The sequence below is a fragment of the Croceitalea rosinachiae genome, assembly GCF_031846445.1.
GTDB lineage: Bacteria > Bacteroidota > Bacteroidia > Flavobacteriales > Flavobacteriaceae > Croceitalea > Croceitalea rosinachiae.
Genome location: NZ_JAVRHR010000002.1, coordinates 617,038 through 635,598 on the forward strand (window position 1 = coordinate 617,038; position 18,561 = coordinate 635,598).

At 35.7% G+C, this 18,561-nt stretch carries 20 protein-coding genes; 12 read left to right on the forward strand and 8 right to left on the reverse strand.

What is annotated here, in order from left to right:
* Positions 1-528: a DinB family protein gene (locus tag RM706_RS10540; protein WP_311351208.1), complete on the forward strand. Its 528-nt coding sequence runs from the start codon at positions 1-3 to the stop codon at positions 526-528.
* 11 nt (positions 529-539) lie between these two features.
* Here RM706_RS10540 and RM706_RS10545 read toward each other — a convergent pair whose 3' ends face one another.
* The gene (locus RM706_RS10545; protein WP_311351210.1) at positions 540-836 is read right to left on the reverse strand and encodes a hypothetical protein; all 297 of its coding nucleotides are present in this window, start codon (positions 834-836) and stop codon (positions 540-542) included.
* A gap of 94 nt (positions 837-930) precedes the next feature.
* On the reverse strand, positions 931-1,986 hold the full coding sequence (aroB, locus tag RM706_RS10550; RefSeq protein ID WP_311351212.1) for a 3-dehydroquinate synthase: 1,056 nt from the start codon (positions 1,984-1,986) through the stop codon (positions 931-933).
* Positions 1,987-2,077: 91 nt separating this feature from the next.
* Here aroB and RM706_RS10555 point away from each other — a divergent pair, with 91 nt between their 5' ends.
* The gene (locus RM706_RS10555; RefSeq protein WP_311351214.1) at positions 2,078-3,244 is read left to right on the forward strand and encodes a proline dehydrogenase family protein; all 1,167 of its coding nucleotides are present in this window, start codon (positions 2,078-2,080) and stop codon (positions 3,242-3,244) included.
* Here the strand turns inward: RM706_RS10555 and RM706_RS10560 are convergent.
* The 6 genes from RM706_RS10560 to porX form a co-directional block, all read right to left on the reverse strand.
* On the reverse strand, positions 3,241-3,597 hold the full coding sequence (locus RM706_RS10560) for a DUF4258 domain-containing protein (protein WP_311351216.1): 357 nt from the start codon (positions 3,595-3,597) through the stop codon (positions 3,241-3,243). The genes RM706_RS10555 and RM706_RS10560 overlap by 4 nt on opposite strands.
* Positions 3,597-4,796, reverse strand: a complete 1,200-nt coding sequence (locus RM706_RS10565) for an alanine dehydrogenase (RefSeq protein WP_311351218.1) — start codon at positions 4,794-4,796, stop codon at positions 3,597-3,599. The genes RM706_RS10560 and RM706_RS10565 overlap by 1 nt, the downstream gene beginning before the upstream one ends.
* A gap of 42 nt (positions 4,797-4,838) precedes the next feature.
* Positions 4,839-5,399 carry a hypothetical protein gene (locus tag RM706_RS10570; protein WP_311351219.1) on the reverse strand — a complete coding sequence of 187 codons (561 nt, stop codon included), beginning with the start codon at positions 5,397-5,399 and terminating at the stop codon, positions 4,839-4,841.
* 89 nt (positions 5,400-5,488) lie between these two features.
* Complete coding sequence (locus RM706_RS10575; RefSeq protein ID WP_311351221.1) at positions 5,489-5,617, reverse strand: hypothetical protein; 129 nt, start codon at positions 5,615-5,617, stop codon at positions 5,489-5,491.
* Positions 5,618-5,797: 180 nt separating this feature from the next.
* Positions 5,798-6,208 carry a tRNA (adenosine(37)-N6)-threonylcarbamoyltransferase complex ATPase subunit type 1 TsaE gene (gene tsaE, locus RM706_RS10580; protein ID WP_311351223.1) on the reverse strand — a complete coding sequence of 137 codons (411 nt, stop codon included), beginning with the start codon at positions 6,206-6,208 and terminating at the stop codon, positions 5,798-5,800.
* 8 nt (positions 6,209-6,216) lie between these two features.
* Positions 6,217-7,761: a T9SS response regulator signal transducer PorX gene (porX, locus tag RM706_RS10585; protein WP_311351225.1), complete on the reverse strand. Its 1,545-nt coding sequence runs from the start codon at positions 7,759-7,761 to the stop codon at positions 6,217-6,219.
* A gap of 36 nt (positions 7,762-7,797) precedes the next feature.
* On the opposite strand from porX, the gene RM706_RS10590 reads away from it, so the two are divergent.
* The 10 genes from RM706_RS10590 (at position 7,798) to RM706_RS10635 (ending at position 18,441) form a co-directional block, all read left to right on the forward strand.
* Positions 7,798-9,024 (forward strand): HD domain-containing protein, encoded by a 1,227-nt coding sequence (locus RM706_RS10590; RefSeq protein ID WP_311351227.1) that lies wholly within the window; start codon positions 7,798-7,800, stop codon positions 9,022-9,024.
* A 23-nt stretch (positions 9,025-9,047) separates the two neighbouring features.
* Positions 9,048-10,082 carry a UDP-3-O-(3-hydroxymyristoyl)glucosamine N-acyltransferase gene (gene lpxD, locus RM706_RS10595; protein WP_311351229.1) on the forward strand — a complete coding sequence of 345 codons (1,035 nt, stop codon included), beginning with the start codon at positions 9,048-9,050 and terminating at the stop codon, positions 10,080-10,082.
* Positions 10,066-11,469 (forward strand): bifunctional UDP-3-O-[3-hydroxymyristoyl] N-acetylglucosamine deacetylase/3-hydroxyacyl-ACP dehydratase, encoded by a 1,404-nt coding sequence (locus RM706_RS10600; protein WP_311351231.1) that lies wholly within the window; start codon positions 10,066-10,068, stop codon positions 11,467-11,469. The genes lpxD and RM706_RS10600 overlap by 17 nt, the downstream gene beginning before the upstream one ends.
* Before the next feature lies 1 nt (position 11,470).
* Positions 11,471-12,256, forward strand: a complete 786-nt coding sequence (gene lpxA, locus RM706_RS10605) for an acyl-ACP--UDP-N-acetylglucosamine O-acyltransferase (protein ID WP_311351233.1) — start codon at positions 11,471-11,473, stop codon at positions 12,254-12,256.
* Between the two features lie 2 nt (positions 12,257-12,258).
* Complete coding sequence (gene efp / locus RM706_RS10610) at positions 12,259-12,825, forward strand: elongation factor P (protein ID WP_311351235.1); 567 nt, start codon at positions 12,259-12,261, stop codon at positions 12,823-12,825.
* Between the two features lie 7 nt (positions 12,826-12,832).
* Positions 12,833-13,768 carry a UDP-3-O-(3-hydroxymyristoyl)glucosamine N-acyltransferase gene (locus tag RM706_RS10615; protein WP_311351237.1) on the forward strand — a complete coding sequence of 312 codons (936 nt, stop codon included), beginning with the start codon at positions 12,833-12,835 and terminating at the stop codon, positions 13,766-13,768.
* A 66-nt stretch (positions 13,769-13,834) separates the two neighbouring features.
* Positions 13,835-14,707: a succinate--CoA ligase subunit alpha gene (gene sucD, locus RM706_RS10620; RefSeq protein WP_311351239.1), complete on the forward strand. Its 873-nt coding sequence runs from the start codon at positions 13,835-13,837 to the stop codon at positions 14,705-14,707.
* Between the two features lie 102 nt (positions 14,708-14,809).
* On the forward strand, positions 14,810-15,556 hold the full coding sequence (gene fabG, locus RM706_RS10625; RefSeq protein ID WP_311351241.1) for a 3-oxoacyl-[acyl-carrier-protein] reductase: 747 nt from the start codon (positions 14,810-14,812) through the stop codon (positions 15,554-15,556).
* A 27-nt stretch (positions 15,557-15,583) separates the two neighbouring features.
* Entirely contained in the window at positions 15,584-17,614 is a 2,031-nt protein-coding gene (locus RM706_RS10630; protein ID WP_311351244.1) for a VWA domain-containing protein, read from the forward strand.
* Between the two features lie 11 nt (positions 17,615-17,625).
* Complete coding sequence (locus RM706_RS10635) at positions 17,626-18,441, forward strand: prohibitin family protein (RefSeq protein WP_311351246.1); 816 nt, start codon at positions 17,626-17,628, stop codon at positions 18,439-18,441.
* The last annotated feature ends 120 nt before the right edge of the window (positions 18,442-18,561 follow it).

Sequence of the window (18,561 nt, forward strand, 5' to 3'; positions counted from 1 at the left end):
TTGAAAGCTTCTGAACTTCCTGAAGGAGAGTATAACCCATATTATAGACCATACATTAACGCATTAGGCGCTGAAGATTTAATGCCTTCATTGGAATATGGGTTGATTGCTATGGTAGATTTAATAACTCGAATTCCTGAAAGCAAGCTCGGTTTTAAGTACGATACGGGTAAATGGACCATTGCTGAAGTATTGATGGACCTGATAGATACAGAGCGTATTTTTCAATATAGAGCATTGCGGTTTTATAGAAAGGAAACTACCCCTTTACCTGGTTTTGACCAAGATGTTTATATTTTAGAATGCGGGGCTTCGACCAAAACAAAAGCTGAAATCTTGGATGAGTATACAGCGATTAGAAATGCCAGCATTGCTTTATTCAGATCGTTTAAGCAAGAATTTCTAAACCGTAATGGTATCGCAAGTAATTCAATCATGAGCGTTCGCGCATTAGGCTTTATTATTAGTGGGCATCAAATACATCACCTAAATATTCTAAAAGAGCGTTACTTGATTTCAATAGATTAAAAAGAATCTTTTTATTCTATATCATCATCAGAACTATGCTCTTTTTCTAAAAACTGATTTTCAGAGGTGTTTTCTAATTCTTTTTCAATGTTTTCTTCAAAGTTTGAAATAAAATTAGAGAGGCTTTTACTGATTTTGACTAAGTAAATTGTATCATCAGTTCTAACTTCAACTGCTTCCACCAATTCTCCCCCTGGTTTTTTTAAAACAATGATGTCTTCATCACCGTAACCATGAGGATATAAATCAATCAATAGTGCTGCAACGGAATGGTCAAGTCTTTTGTAATCAACAATAATGCGTTTCATCGTAGGTCTTTATGGTTTGCTTACCTAAGCTAAGTAAATTTAGCGCCCTACGATTTAAAGAGTTGTCAATATCAAGATTTAGTATATGAAACTTTTATTCTATGTAGTAAGCGAATGCCTCTTTGAATAAATTGAAAGGTACCTTTACATCTGTAATGGCACTTCCGATTTCTTCTAACAAAACAAAATTAATATTGCCATGGGAGTTCTTTTTGTCATGTTTCAATAAATCAATGATGATATTAATATCTTCTTGGGTAAAACTCACCTTATCATAATTATTCAAAAAGACCTTTTTAATTTCTTCCAATTCAATTCTTGACATTCCGGTTAGTTGGTGTGAAAGATATCCCTCTAGGATCATGCCGATAGCTATTGCCTCACCATGCAATAAAGTTTTTTTATCAGGATGCTCAAGAAAATAAGATTCAATAGCATGGCCTAAAGTATGACCGAAATTAAGTTTTTTGCGCACCCCTTGTTCAGTAGGATCTTGTTCGACAACACCATTTTTTATGAGTATAGATTCTTGAATATGAGACTTATAATCGCTCTCATTAAGTTGAACCAGCTTATTCCAATAGTGCTTATCCGCAATCAAACCATGTTTCAACATTTCGGCATAACCGCTTTTGAGCTGTCTTTCTTCAAGAGTTTCTAAAAACTCTGGGAAAATTAAAACCATTTTGGGTTGGTTAATCACCCCAACTTGATTTTTTAAAACACCTAAATCAACACCAGTTTTACCACCAACAGAAGCGTCAACCATAGCCAATAGGGTGGTGGGAACGTTTATAAAATCAATTCCTCGTTTAAAAGTCGAGGCAACAAAGCCACCCAAATCTGTTACAACGCCACCACCTAAATTTAGAAGTATACTTTTTCTATCACCACCAAGGTTTGACAATGCGTCCCAAACATCAACGCAAGTGCTTATAGTCTTGTTGATTTCTCCGGTCTTTATTACAATTGGTCTTTCAGTCTGATCTGTATAGATTTTGGAGAACGGGCCCAAACAATGTTTATTCGTGTTTTCATCAACAAGCAAAAATATTTTTGAATACTGGTTTTGATTCAAATATTGTTGAAGTGCTGCTTTTGCCAATTCGCCAAAATGAATTTCATGAGCCGTATTAATAACTGATTCCATACAGAAAAATGTATTACAAAATAAAGATATATTTTAATGGGCAGCATCTTATGATGGTGCTTATCTTTGTTTCTTTGAGAATTTCACAAATATGAACCAAATTTTTGAGGATACTTCAACGGCGTTTAAACTAAAGAGTGACTCCGAGCTCGAAAGGGCATATTTTTTATTCAAGTTAATAGCAAATCAACCTTTGGTAAAGATTGGAACCGCAGTAACGAACTTTGCAATTAATGCACATTTGCCTGTCGAGGGCCTAATTAGAGCTACTGTTTTTGATCATTTTTGTGGTGGGGTAAATGAGCAAGATTGTTTGCCTATTATTGAGAAGATGTATGAAGAAAAAGTTAGTTCTATTCTTGATTATTCCGTTGAAGGTAAACATGTAGAAAATCAATTGGATAGTGCCTTGGCAAAAGTACTTGAAGTACTTGATTTTGTTAAAGAAAAGGATGCTATTCCGTTTGCTGTCTTTAAACCATCAGCTTTTGGGCGATTTGAACTTTTTGAAAAAATGAGCTCAAAAAGAGCATTTACCCAATTGGAACGTGAAGAGTGGGACAGGGTTGTACATAGGTATGATAAAGTATGCAAGAAAGCTTATGATCTAGATGTTGCCTTACTGATTGATGCTGAGGAAAGTTGGATTCAAGATGCTGCTGATCAACTCGCTCATGACATGATGCGTAAATACAACAAAAGAAAAGCAGTTGTTTTTAATACGGCACAGATGTACCGATGGGATAGACTTGTTTATTTGGAAAAACTCTGTAAAGAAGCCAATAAAATGAACTTTAAGATAGGAATTAAAGTGGTAAGAGGGGCATATATGGAAAAGGAAAATGATCGTGCAGATGATAAAGCTTACAAAAGCCCAATCTGTATTTCAAAAGTAGCCACAGATGACAATTTTGATACTGCGATTACCTACATGCTCGACAATATGGATGTATTTACCATTTTTTCGGGCACCCATAACGAACAAAGTTGTTACAAGCTCATGGAAGCCATGAAAACCAGGGAAATACCTAATAATAGTGATCGCATTTGGTTTGGCCAACTATATGGTATGAGTGACCATATCAGTTTTAATTTAGCGGCCAATGGGTATAACGTATCTAAGTATCTTCCATATGGGCCAGTGAGGGATGTTATGCCTTATCTAATCAGGAGGGCCGAAGAGAATACTTCAGTGGCCGGGCAAACTACAAGAGAGCTGGAATTGTTGAAAAAAGAAAGAGCTAGAAGAAAAATTTAATATACTTCTACCACTTCAACTTTATCAGGACAGTTTTTTACCTTAATAGTTTGCTCTTTATTCGAGATAAAATAAATTTTACAAGGTTTTGATTTGGTATCGCTTTTACCAAAATCGACATTGCCCTCTTCAAAAAAGTCTTTCCATGTAATGGAATCCACCTTGAATACATGCGCAACTTCATCAGAGTAGGTAATAGGTTTTGATCTAATATCTTTCAATACCCGGCAGTTGGGAAAATAACAGAATGATGTTCCAGTTTCTTCTGACTTCTTTTTGAGAAAAAAGGCCAAGAAAATAATACCTATGGAAAGCCCCACTAAATACCAGCCTAAGCGTTTTATAAATGCCATTAAAAAATGAGGAAATTAATATCGTTATATGAAAGGGAAAACCACTCCCCAACAGATTTATTTGTTAAAATGCCATGATACATATATAAACCATTTCGAAGGCCCTTATCAAATCGCAATGAGTTTTCTAACCCGCCATCTTCTCCAATCTTCAGTAAATATGGTGTGAATATGTTGCTTATTGATATGGAAGAGGTTCTTGGATAACGCGATGGTATATTGGGTACACCATAATGGATTACACCAAACTTTTCAACTGTGGGTTTTTTATGGGTGGTAATTTCTGATGTTTCAAAACACCCGCCCATATCGATACTGACATCTATTACAACGGCTCCTTTTTTCATATGCTCAACCATAGTACTTGAAACCACAACAGGTGAACGGTCTTTGCCTCTGGTTGCTCCAATGGCCACATCACAACGCTTTAAAGATTTTAAAAGGTTTTTCGGTTGTATGGTAGAGGTATAAACTGTTCGATTTAGATTGGTTTGAATATTTCTGAGTTTTGTAAGAGAATTATCGAAGACTTTAATATTTGCGCCCATGCCCAATGCCGATCGGGCGGCAAACTCTCCAACTGTTCCTGCACCAATAATAACCACTTCTACCGGGGGTACACCTGTAATGTTGCCAAACATCAACCCATTGCCCATATTGGTAGTAGCCATAAGCTCAGCGGCAATTAAAATAGAAGAGATACCTGCAATTTCACTTAAAGATCGCACTGCTGGGTATTTTCCATCTTCGTCTCTAATATATTCAAAAGCAATAGCTGTAATTCGTTTCTGAGCTAATTGCTCAAAATACTTCTTTGATTGGGTTTTTATTTGTAGTGCAGAGATTATCGTAGCTTGCGGATTTAGCAATTCAATTTCCGATAAAGTAGGGGGCTCTACCTTTAAAATCAGAGGACATGAAAAAACCTTTTTAGTATCGTTACTGATTTCTGCACCAGCTTCGGTATAATCTTTATCTGAGTAATTAGCGCCTTCCCCAGCACCAGCTTCAATCATTACCCGATGTCCGTTTGCGACAATAGCATTGACAGCATCAGGGGTTAAACAAATGCGCTTTTCTTGATATTGGTTTTCTTTAGGAATACCAATAAATAATTCTCCCTTTTGTTTTAAGACCTCAAGCATTTCTTCTTGAGGAAGTAATTGTTGTTTGCTAAATGGAGATGAAGGTTGGTTCATTAAATGTAAATTGAAACTATTGCAGAAACAGTCAGAACAAATTTACATTTTTTTCGCTAGGGTCTCTTTTCGCTGTTCAAGCTTCTCACGTTCTTTTCGCAACTCTTCTTTCGCTTTAAGTATAGTAAGCTCTTCATCCATGGCTTCCAAATCAATACCATGAACATGTTTGTCGTAGAGCTTTAAACGAATAAAGTATACAAAAGGGATTACAACAATACAAACTGGCAATAACCATAAGACATTTTGACTATCAACGACTTCGTTGTCAGGCATATATATTTCAACAATTTGAAACCCATACATTACAATTGGGATAATAATGATATGGTACCACCAATGCTTACAAGTAAAAAACCATATCATAAATAAGTAAAGTGGTACAACTTTGCTTAGTAAAAACCAACCATGGGTTTCTAAGTCAGTAAAACCCCATTTTCCAAACTCAAACCATAAAATGCTTACTGATTCTACGGATTCATCGCTGGGTAAGTATTCATGACCTTTAAAAATAAAAGGGGACAAAATAATTAAACCTGCAATAAGAGATTCTATAATGATCCTCTTTTTGGCCAGTTGATTAAATTTAGATTTCCCACTCATTTTCGATAACTCTTATGTGGGTAAAACGAAAAAAGGGCAGCATTAGTATGTTGCCCTTTCTTATTCGGAACGATAAAAAACAATGCACCTTACTTAGGTGCTTTAAGCTTGCGTTTTTCGATTCCTGTATCTTGATCATCAACAGTCATGGTAGATACTGCAGTAGTAGCCAACATTACAATAGCCAAGATTCCAAAAATTACTCTTTTAGTGTTCATCGTACTAAAATTTTTGGTTAATAAATGAATTCATTAAGGACAAATGTAGGAAAAAATTACAATGAAAATGCATTTCATCGATAAAATAAGCACTTCAACTGAAATTTTAACCTTTTCATCGGTAATCAATCCTCTTCCCGTGAATGTAAAAAAAGAATCTTAAGAACTCATTTGTAAGAATTAATATTCGATGCGGCGGGTATTTTCATCGATAAACTGTAGTTTGATCGTCAAAGCATCCTTGGGAATAAGGTTGGGAATCTTTTCGGGCCATTCAATAAAGATATATGCATCTTGGCTGAAGTACTCTTCAATGCCCATATCGTATACCTCTTCTTCGTTTTCAATCCTATAAAAATCAAAATGATAAGCCAACAGTTTATTCTGTGCATTATCATATTCGTTGACCAATCCAAAAGTAGGACTATGTCCCAAATCAATAGCACCCAGCTCTTGCAATAAGTTCTTGATAAGAGTGGTCTTGCCAACACCCATTTGACCATAGAAGCAAAAACACTTTTGTTTTTCTTCTTTTAGAAGTTTTTTAGCAATGACACCTAACTGACTATTATTAAAATACAATTCAGGCATTAATCAATTTATTTTGACTCCAAAACTACGAAAGGGATAATCATTTCTTCCAAAGAAATGCCGCCATGCTGATAGGTATTTCTATAATATCCTACATAATGATTATAATTATTGGGATAGGCAAAAAACAAATCGTTCTTAGCGAAAATATATGAACTGCTCACATTAATATTGGGCAGTTGAATATTTTGGGGGTTCTTGGCAGCCAATACTTCCTTATCTTGATAGGTGAGACTGCGTCCGGTTTTATATCGCAGATTAAGACTGGTTTCTCTATCACCAATAACCTTAGAAGGTTGTTTTACATTGATCGTACCATGATCGGTTGTTATGATTAATTTTTTGCCCATTTGTTGGGCTTGTTGAATAATATCGAATAGAGGTGAGTTTTTAAACCAGCTTAAGGTTAATGACCTATATGCTTTGTCATTGCTGGCCAATTCTTTGATTACTTCCATTTCGGTTTTAGAGTGGGAAAGCATATCCACAAAATTGTAAACGATAACTGTTAAATCGTTTTCCTTTTGAGAACGGAAGTTCTGAGTAAGTTGTTTACCTTGTTTTAGACTACTGATTTTATAATAATCCCATTTTAAATCAAGATTTAGTCGTTGCAACTGAGCCCCTAAGAACTCAGCTTCAAAAAGGTTTTTTCCACCCTCATCATTATCATTTTTCCACCAGTTAGGGTGTTGTTTCTCCATTTCTAATGGTGTTAATCCTGAAAAAATGGCATTTCTAGCATACTGGGTGGCAGTGGGCAGAATACTAAAATACGGTGTCTCGCTCTTCTTTTTATAGAAATTGGAAACCACATCTTCAAAAGCTAACCATTGGTCATATCGTAAATTATCAACCACGACAAGTAGGGTAGATGTATTTTCTAATTCTGGCACCACTTTCCTCTTAAATAGTGTATGTGAAAGCGTGGGCGCATTTTCAGAACTAAACCAGTCCGGATAGTTCTTGTCAATAAATTTGCTAAACTGATTATTGGCCTCCACTTTCTGTGACTCCAATATTTCGAACATTCCTGAGTCTTCAATTTCCTCTAATTGTAACTCCCAATAAATCAATTTTTTATATAGGTCTGCCCATTCTTCATAAGAATTTATCATAGACAGATCCATGGCAATCTTTCGAAATTCTTGTTGGTAATTAGCAGTAGTTCGTTCTGAGACCAAACGCGAATTGTCCAAACTTTTTTTTAATGACAATAATATTTGATTGGGATTGACGGGCTTAATCAGATAGTCAGCAATTTTGCTGCCGATGGCCTCATCCATAATATACTCTTCTTCGCTTTTGGTAATCATTACCACGGGCAGGGTAGGGTCCATTTTTTTTAATTCGCTCAATGTTTCCAAACCAGATAGACCGGGCATGTTCTCATCTAAAAAAACAATATCAAAATTTCTTTCTTTAAGCTCGTCCAAAGCATCCTGACCACTCGGAGAAGTAATAACACTATAATCTTTGTTTTGTAAAAATAAAATATGAGGCTTAAGTAGGTCAATTTCATCATCAACCCATAAAATGGAAATCTTGTTCATATAGTAGTATCTTTGTTCTCTCGAAAATAAAACCTTTTGGCACAGACCAACAAGCTTAAAATATTTAACGATCCAATCTATGGTTTTATTGGCACTCCCAATGAACTTATTTTTAACCTAATAGGTCATCCTTACTTTCAAAGACTGCGAAGAATATCACAAATGGGGCTCTCTTTTTTGGTTTATCCTGGAGCACATCATACCCGTTTTCACCATGCCTTGGGTAGTATGCACCTTATGAATCAAGCAATTAGGGTTTTAAGGTTCAAAAGCATTAGTGTTAACAATGATGAAGAAATTGGTCTTTTAGTTGCTATTCTTTTACATGATATTGGTCATGGGCCATTTTCACACGCTCTTGAGCACCACTTAGTTCCTAATGAAAATCATGAAACCATTTCTCTGCTGTTTATGGAAAAACTCAACCAAGAATTTAAAGGAGCGTTGACAACAGCCATTGCTATTTTTAAAGGAGAACATCCTAAAAAGTTCTTGAACCAATTAGTGTCTAGTCAACTTGATATGGATCGCTTAGACTATTTGAAAAGGGATAGTTTTTATACCGGGGTTACGGAAGGAAATATAAGCTCTGAACGTATGATAACAATGCTCAATGTATTTGATGGTGAGCTTGTAGTTGAAGAGAAAGGTATTTACTCGGTGGAGAAATTTCTTATGGCAAGAAGGTTTATGTATTGGCAAGTTTATTTGCACAAGACCAGTCTTGTAGCGGAACAATTACTGATAAAATTGATACATAGGGCTAGAAAAATAGTTGCTTCAAATCACAATTTGTCATGTTCGGATGCACTTTCTTATTTTCTTAATAGAAAAGACAATGAGCACTTTGATGACGAGACTTTATTACAATTTTCACGCTTAGATGACGTAGATATCCTTTCTGCACTAAAATCTTGGCAATTTCACTCAGATTTTATCTTAGCTAAACTCAGTTCCATGCTCTTATATCGCAACTTATTGGAAATCAAAATTAAAAACAAACCGATTGATCAGGCCAAGATAATTGAAAAGAAGGAATGGGTGAAAGCTAATTATAATGTAAAGGCTAGTGAGTTAGATTATTTTGTGATTTCAGGAGAGATTAGCAATAGGGCTTACAATGAAAAGTACCAGAACATCAATATTTTAAGGAAAAATGAAAAACTGACAGACGTTGCAAAGGCTTCCGATCATTTGAATTTAAAAGCTTTGTCAAAGACAGTCACTAAATATTATGTTTGTTATCCGAAGGAAAGCGTTTAACAAATTTTCTTACTTTTGCCAAAATGAAATTTACAGCTACCCAAATTGCAGGTATTTTAGAAGGAGAGGTTGAGGGAAATCCTCAGACAGCCGTTCATAAGCTTGCAAAAATTGAGGATGGTGAAAAGGGATCTTTGACTTTTTTGGCAAACCCTAAGTATACTTCTTACATCTATTCGACCAAGGCTTCGATAACTATTGTAAATAAAGATTTTATTCCCGAACAAGAGATTTCTACTACTCTAATAAAGGTAGAAGATGCTTATAAGTCATTTTCAAAGTTATTAGAATACTACAATCAAGTAAAAAATAATAAGGTAGGCATTGAAAACCCTTCTTTTGTTTCAAAATCGGCTTCTTATGGGGAGGGGTTTTACTTGGGAGCGTTTTCTTATTTAGGAGAAAATGTAGAATTAGGTAATAATGTAAAGGTTTACCCTAATGCATATATTGGTGACAATGTTACGATAGGCGATGATGTCTTGATTTTTGCCGGTGCAAAAATATATTCTGAGTCTATTATAGGCAATGGATGTGTCATTCACAGTGGTGCTATTATAGGTGCTGATGGGTTTGGTTTCACCCCTAACGAAAAAGGGGAATACAGCAAAGTACCACAAACCGGCAATGTAATATTAGAAGACAATGTGGATGTTGGAGCAGGTACTACCATTGACAGAGCTACTTTAGGTTCTACAGTTCTTAGAAAAGGTGTTAAACTAGACAATCAAATTCAGATAGCCCATAATGTTGAAATTGGAGAGCATACGGCCATTGCTGCACAAACAGGAATCGCTGGTTCTACCAAAATCGGAAGAAATTGTTTGATAGGTGGGCAGGTAGGGATTGTTGGCCACATCACAATAGGCGATCGTGTTCGAATACAAGCGCAATCTGGCATTGGCCGAAATGTAAAGGATGATGAGGTTTTGCAGGGGTCACCAGCATTAAATTATGGTGATTATAATAAATCATACGTCCATTTTAAGAATTTACCGAGAATTGTTAACCGAATTTCTGAAATAGAAAAGAAAATTGACAGTGAAGACAGAAAATAAACAACGTACTATTGCTAAAGAAGTTACTCTAAAAGGAGTAGGGCTTCATACGGGTGAGAATGTTACTATGACCTTCATGCCAGCTCTTGAAAATCATGGGTTTGCTTTTAAAAGGGTTGATTTGGAGGGTGAGCCTATCATTGAAGCTGATGCCAATTATGTGGTTAATACGCAGCGAGGGACTAATCTTGAAAAGAATGGTGTTAAAATACAAACTTCAGAACACGTTCTTGCAGCATTGATAGGAATGGACATTGACAATGTGCTAATAAAGTTAGATGCTCCTGAACCACCTATCATGGACGGTTCATCAAAGTTTTTTGTTGAAGCTTTAGAAGAAGCTGGTATCGTTGAGCAAGAACAAGAACGAGAAGTCTATGTTGTCAAAGATGTTATAACCTATAAAGATGAGGCTACTGGAAGTGAAATAACCGTAATTCCTTCTGATGAATATCAAGTGACCACTATGGTTGATTTTGGAACAAAAGTATTAGGTACCCAAAATGCAACTCTAGAACATATTTCGGATTTTAAAACGGAAATATCCAATGCAAGAACCTTTAGTTTTTTGCATGAATTGGAAATGCTTTTAGAACACGGATTGATTAAAGGAGGTGATCTCAACAATGCTATTGTTTATGTAGATAAGGAGATTTCTGAATCTACCATGAAAAAATTGGAAAAGGCTTTCGATAAAAAAAAGCTATCCGTTAAGCCAAATGGTATTTTAGATAATTTGACCCTTCATCAGCCGAATGAAGCTGCTAGGCATAAATTACTTGATGTTATCGGAGACTTGGCTCTTTCGGGAACACGAATTCAAGGTAAGGTTATTGCTAATAAACCTGGTCATTTCGTAAATACTCAATTTGCTAAAAAATTAAAAAAAATCGTCAAGCAAGAACGCAGAAACTATGTTCCTGAAGTGAATTTGCATGCAAAGCCAATAAAGGATATCACTGCGATTATGGAAATGCTTCCACATAGGCCTCCATTCTTATTGGTTGATAAAATTTTGGAACTCTCTGAACAACATGTCATCGGAATGAAGAATGTGACTATGAATGAGCCCTTTTTTGTCGGTCATTTTCCTGGAGCGCCGGTGATGCCAGGAGTTTTGCAGCTCGAGGCCATGGCGCAGACTGGTGGAATTTTAGTTTTAAGTACCGTTCCTGATCCTGAAAATTATTTGACCTATCTTTTGAAGATTGACAATGTTCGTTACAAACAACAAGTTGTTCCAGGGGATTCATTGATTTTTAAATTGGATTTAATGACCCCTATTCGACGTGGTTTATGTCAAATGCAAGCACGGGCATATGCAAATGGCAAACTAGTCTCTGAAGCAGAAATTATGGCACAAATTGTAAAAGTTAAAGGAGAATAGTATGAACCAACCTCTAGCATATGTACACCCAGGTGCCAAAATAGCTAAAAACGTGGTTATTGAGCCATTTACAACGATACATAATAATGTTACTATTGGAGAAGGAACTTGGATAGGTTCTAATGTAACCATTATGGAAGGCGCACGTATTGGTAAAAACTGTAATATTTTTCCAGGAGCAGTCATTTCAGCTCCACCGCAAGATTTAAAGTACCAAGGAGAAGAAACTACTGTACAAATAGGGAACAACACCACCATTAGGGAATGTGCCACTATAAATAAAGGGACCGCTGACAGAATGAAAACGGTTATTGGCAATAATTGTTTAATAATGGCGTATTGCCATATTGCCCATGATTGTTTTGTAAGCGATGGGTGTATTTTCAGCAACGATTCAACTCTTGCCGGTCACGTTACTATTGGTGAAAATGTAGTTTTAGCTGGTATGGTAGCTGTACATCAATTCGTATCTATCGGTAAACATGCTTTCGTTACAGGTGGTTCTTTGGTTAGAAAAGATGTTCCGCCATTTGTAAAAGCGGCTAGAGAGCCGCTTTCTTATGTGGGTATCAATTCCATTGGATTGCGCAGAAGAGGTTTTCAATCAGATAAAATCCGTGAGATTCAAAATATATATAGGATTTTATACCAACGTAATTATAATAATTCTCAAGCGGCTTCTATAATCGAAGCTGAGATGGAAGCAACTCCAGAGCGAGATGAGATATTACAATTTATTAGGGATTCCCAACGCGGAATAATGAAAGGATATTTTAGTTCAAATTAATTATGGCAAGTACTTCAGATATTAGAAAAGGATTATGCATTAGATATAATCATGATATTTTTAAGATTATAGAATTTTTACATGTAAAACCTGGTAAAGGTCCAGCGTTTGTAAGAACTAAATTAAAAAGTGTAACTACTGGTAAAGTTATTGATAATACCTTTTCAGCGGGGCATAAGATTGATGATGTCCGTGTTGAAACCAGATCTTACCAATATTTGTACCCAGAAGGAGACACTTTTCATTTTATGAATACTGATGACTATAACCAAATAGCATTGCAAAAAGAAACCTTGGACGCTCCAGATTTATTAAAAGAAGGTGAAGTAGTAAAAATTCTTTTTAATACAGAAGATAGTATGCCACTTTCGGTAGAAATGCCCGCGAGTGTAGTTTTAGAAGTTACTCATTCTGAACCTGGAGTCAAAGGTAATACAGCTACCAACGCAACGAAACCCGCAACCGTAGAAACTGGAGCTCGAATCAATGTGCCCCTTTTTATAAATGAAGGCGATAAAATTAAAATTGACACTGAAAAAGGCGCCTATTTAGAACGGGTTAAGGAATAACAATTTAATGAAGTTTCCTAAAACGTATTTGTTAAGAGAAATTGCAGACTTAATCTCAGCGGAGTTCGTTGGCAAAGCAGATTTTCCTGTTTTAGGCATGAATGAAATTCATGTTGTTGAATCTGGAGATATTGTTTTTGTTGATCACCCAAAGTATTATGATAAGGCATTGAGTTCTGCTGCCACCATCGTGCTCATCAATAAAAAGGTAGATTGTCCAAAAGGTAAAGCACTCTTAATCTCCGATGACCCATTCCGAGATTTTAACATCCTCACAAAATATTTTAAACCTTTTAATGAATCAAATTCATCAATTTCACCTTCTTCTAAAATAGGAAAGAATACCGTAATACAACCAAATGGCTTTATCGGAAATGATGTAGTCATTGGTGATAATTGCTTGATTCATGCAAACGTTTCCATCTATGATGATTGTGTAATAGGTAATAATGTAACCATTCATGCAGGTACTATTTTAGGTGCAGATGCCTTTTATTATAAAAAACGCCCAACCGGATTTGATAAGTTGATTTCTGGCGGAAGAGTAATCATTGAGGATAACGTTGATATCGGTGCTGGTTGTACGATTGATAGAGGGGTAACAGGTGATACTACTATCGGGGAAGGTTCAAAATTGGATAATCAAATTCAAATTGGGCATGATACCATATTAGGAAAAAAATGCCTTATAGCTTCACATACTGGAATTGCAGGCTGTGTGGTTGTAGAAGATGAGGTGACGCTTTGGGGGCAGGTAGGTGTTATCAGCGGAATTACTATTGGAAAAGGTGCAGTAGTTTATGCACAATCTGGTATTGCAAACTCATTGGAAGGCGGTAAAACTTATTTTGGCAGTCCCGCTGTAGAAGCCAGGGCGAAAATGAAAGAATTGGCAACAATAAAGAATATGCCTTCATTACTTAAAAAATTAGAAAACAAATAGCTGGTTGATTGCTTTTTATTTGACTTTCAAAAAACTATTTTTGTCAACAATTATAAACAAGAAAACATGAGTGTTTTAGTTAATAAAGATTCTAAAATAATTGTACAAGGTTTTACAGGTAGTGAAGGTACTTTTCATGCCGAGCAAATGATTGAATATGGAACTAACATTGTTGGTGGCGTAACACCCGGTAAAGGAGGTCAAGAGCATTTAGGAAAACCGGTTTTTAACACCGTCGAAGAAGCAGTTCAAAAAGTTGGTGCAGATACATCTATCATTTTTGTTCCTCCGGCTTTTGCGGCAGATGCAATTATGGAATCTGCTAACGCAGGAATCAAAGTTATAATTACGATTACAGAAGGTATACCCGTTGCTGATATGGTCAAAGCCAATAACTATATTAAAAACATGGACTGTACACTGGTCGGACCTAATTGTCCTGGTGTGATCACACCAGGAGAAGCTAAAGTGGGTATTATGCCCGGTTTTGTTTTTAAAACAGGCGGCGTTGGTATTGTCTCTAAATCGGGCACATTGACCTACGAAGCGGCAGATCAAGTTGTTCGCCAAGGATTAGGTATCACTACAGCTATCGGTATCGGAGGTGACCCTATTATTGGAACTACCACAAAGCAAGCGGTTGAAATGTTGATTAATGACCCAGAAACCGAATGTGTAGTCATGATTGGTGAAATTGGTGGTCAATTAGAAGCTGATGCGGCAAATTGGTATAAAGAAAGCGGCAGTAAAAAACCGATAGTTGGTTTTATAGCTGGTGAAACCGCACCTGCAGGTAGAACTATGGGGCATGCCGGAGCAATAGTTGGCGGCAGTGATGACACTGCACAGGCTAAAAAGAGAATCATGGCAGAATGTGGCATTCATGTAGTAGATTCACCAGCAGAAATAGGAAAAAAAGTGAAAGCGGTAATGGCTTAATAATCCGTTAAAACTATTATAAATCCCGAATTAATCGGGATTTTTTTATTTAATTAAATTTAGCAACACTTATATTTGGATAACCACCAACAAATTTTCAACATGAAATTACTTCAAGATAAAAATGTCATCATTACGGGCGCAAGCCGAGGAATCGGAATGGGAATAGCAAAGGTTTTTGCTGAGCATGGCGCCAATGTTGCGTTTACCTATAGTTCTAGTGAAGGGCCAGCTTTGGCTCTGGAAAAAGAATTAATCAGTTTAGGAGTTATGGCTAAAGCTTATAAGAGCAATGCAGCTAGTTTTGATGCAGCAGAAGAATTGGTAAAATCTGTTCTTACTGATTTTGATGGAATTGATGTATTAATAAACAACGCGGGTATTACTAAGGATAATCTTTTAATGCGTATGGGGGAAGAAGATTTTGATTCTGTAATCGAAATCAATTTAAAATCTGTTTTTAATATGACTAAAGCAATCCAACGTACCTTCTTAAAACAGCGCAAAGGTTCAATTATTAACATGAGCAGTGTTGTTGGTGTAAAAGGGAATGCAGGACAAACTAATTATGCAGCATCCAAAGCAGGAATGATAGGTTTCACAAAATCTGTTGCTTTAGAATTAGGCTCTCGAAACATCCGATGTAATGCTATTGCTCCTGGGTTTATCGAAACAGAAATGACTGATAAACTAGATGAAAAGACCGTTCAAGGTTGGCGTGATGCAATTCCATTAAAACGAGGAGGTACACCAGAAGATGTTGCCAATGCCTGTTTGTTTTTAGCCTCAGATTTATCTGCTTACGTCACAGGACAAGTACTTAATGTTGATGGAGGTATGTTGACTTAAAGGCTTAATTTGATTTAACAATTCTTAATGCAAACCACGACGGTAGTATTGATTTTTTTAGCGGCTATTTTTTCGTTTGCATTCGCATGGTTCCAATATTTTTTCAAAAAAAAGGAAAACCGAATTAACAAGATTCTGGCTTTTTTAAGGTTCATAATGGTATTTGGTCTGTTGGTGCTACTTATAAACCCAAAATTCACAAAGAATAATTACAGCCTTGAAAAATCTAATCTAATTCTGGCTATTGATAATTCTTCTTCAATAGCTTCCCTTGAAGGCGACTCAATAGCAAAAGCTATTTTCAACAACCTCAGTAAAAACATGTCATTATTAGAACGTTTCGATTTAGCGACCTATTCCTTTGGAGAATCACTTGACGATTCAGATAGTTTGAACTTTGATAAACCTATTACAAATATTGCCAAAACACTTGCTTCAATTAATGACATTCACCGCGGTGGTAATAGTGCAATTATTCTATTGAGCGATGGTAATTCTACTTTTGGTCCTGATTATGAATTTGAAACCTTGAATAATGATATCAACATATATCCAATCGTTCTGGGTGACACCACGACTTATGAAGATATTCGCATAAGTCAGGTTAACAGTAATAAATATGCCTTTCTAAAGAACAGTTATCCTTTGGAAGTAAACATTGCTTATTCAGGCGATAGGTCAATAGAGACGCCTGTACGAATCTTTGTTGAAAATAAAGAAGTATATAGAGAGCTTATAAAGCTGAATGCCAATCAAAACAATATAACGGTAAATACATTATTGGATGCTAGTAGTGTAGGAATCCAAAACATAAGGGTTCAAATTGATTCAATTAATAATGAAAAGAATCTAGGGAATAATAAGAAGACCATTGCTATAGAGGTAATAGATGAAAAAACAAATATTACCATAGTTTCATCGATAAAGCACCCTGATATCGGAATGCTCAAAAAAGCTATTGAATCCAATGAACAAAGGGTGGTTAATATAATCGCTCCAAATTCTTCAAAAGAAATTTTAGAAGATACTGATGTTTTTATCCTATACCAACCCAACAGATCTTTTGGTGAGACCTATAACTTTATAAAAAATAAAAGAGCAAGTATATTCACAGTTACGGGGTTACAAACCGATTGGAACTTTCTAAATCAAATACAAAACAGTTTTTCAAAAGAGGTATACAATCAAAGTGAGGCCATTGTTCCAGTAAAAAATGAAGCATTTAGTCTTTTTGATATTAGTACCATTTCTTTTGCAGGCTACCCGCCATTAAAGAGCAATTTAGGTGAGATTTTAATTACAAAACCTTTTGAAACAATAGCATATCAAAAAATCAAGGGAGTAAATCTAAATGAACCACTTCTTTTAATTTTTGATGACAAAGATGTGAAAGAAGCTACACTTTTTGGCGAAGACATTTGGAAATGGCGTATGCAGGCTTATAGAGAAGATAAAGGCTTTGATTATTTCGATAATCTCATTTCAAAAACAATGCTTTATCTGTCTGATTCCAATCAAAAAAGTAGATTAGAATTGGATTATGAAACCATTTTTAATGGTTCGGCAGACATGAATCTCATGGCAGCATATTTTGATGAAACATACACTTTTGACTCAAATGCCAACTTGATTCTATCTTTAGAGAAATCGGATGGTGTATTTTCAGGAGAAAGGCCAATGCTTTTAAAAACAAATAGTTATGAAGCAGACTTAAGTGGTTTGGAAGCTGGAGAATATAATTTTATTGTTACGGTAAAAGATGAGAATTTAAAAAAGACAGGAAGGTTTACCGTCTTAGATTTTGATTTAGAAAGTCAATTTTCATCTTCAAACGATAAAAAATTAAAACGTCTAGCAGAAAAAACAGGAGGGGAATTATATTACCCATCTCAATTAAATTCTTTAATTGAATCATTAACTTCAAATCTGCAATATACTCCAACCCAAAAAAACACTAAAAATGTAGTATCTTTAATAGATTTTCACTGGTTATTAGCAATTATTGTGCTTGCTTTGGCCCTTGAATGGTTTATTAGAAAATATAACGGACTTTTATAAAAATCAAAAGAATGGATAGATTACCCAAAATTGCATTACCCTTAGTATTTGCCATAATTTTAGGCATTGTTTTAATATCAAAATCTGCAATAACCATCGGTTCAGGAGAAGCTGGGGTTCTTTATAAGACGTTTGGCGGAGGTGTTGTAACTGACGAATCACCTTTGGGTGAGGGTTTTCATATCGTAGCCCCTTGGAATAAGGTTTATATATATGAAGTGCGACAACAAGAGGTCTTTGAAAAAATGAATGTGCTTTCCAGTAATGGTTTGGATATAAAATTGGATGGTTCGGCTTGGTTTCAGCCAAAATATAAGGACTTGGGCAAGTTACACCAAGAAAAAGGTGAAGACTATGTACAACGAGTCCTTCTACCAACCATTAGGTCAGCAGCTCGTTCTGTAGTTGGGCGTTATACACCAGAGCAACTATATTCTAGTAAACGAGATGCGATTCAAGCAGAAATTTTTGAAGAGACCAAAAGAATTGTTGATGATGAATACATCCAATTAAACGAATTTTTGGTTCGTGATGTGACCTTGCCTCCAACCATAAAAGATGCTATTGAGCGAAAATTAAAACAGGAGCAAGAATCACTGGAATATGAGTTTAGACTTGTGACCGCTGAGAAAGAAGCCCAGAAAGTACGCATCGAAGCTCAGGGTAAAGCAGATGCAAACCGTATATTGAGTGCTTCGTTAACAGATAAGATTCTCCAAGATAAAGGAATAGATGCTACTTTAGAGCTTTCAAAGTCACCGAATGCCAAAGTAGTTGTAGTTGGCTCTGGGGGTGACGGATTACCTTTAATTTTGGGAAATAACTAAAAATTGCTTTTTTGTATAAAAATTAAGTTTTAATTTTACGGCATTATGAAAAGAAATAATACACACCATCATATCGTAATACACGCTCAGGCGAGGTAACGATATTTTGTGTATTTCAAA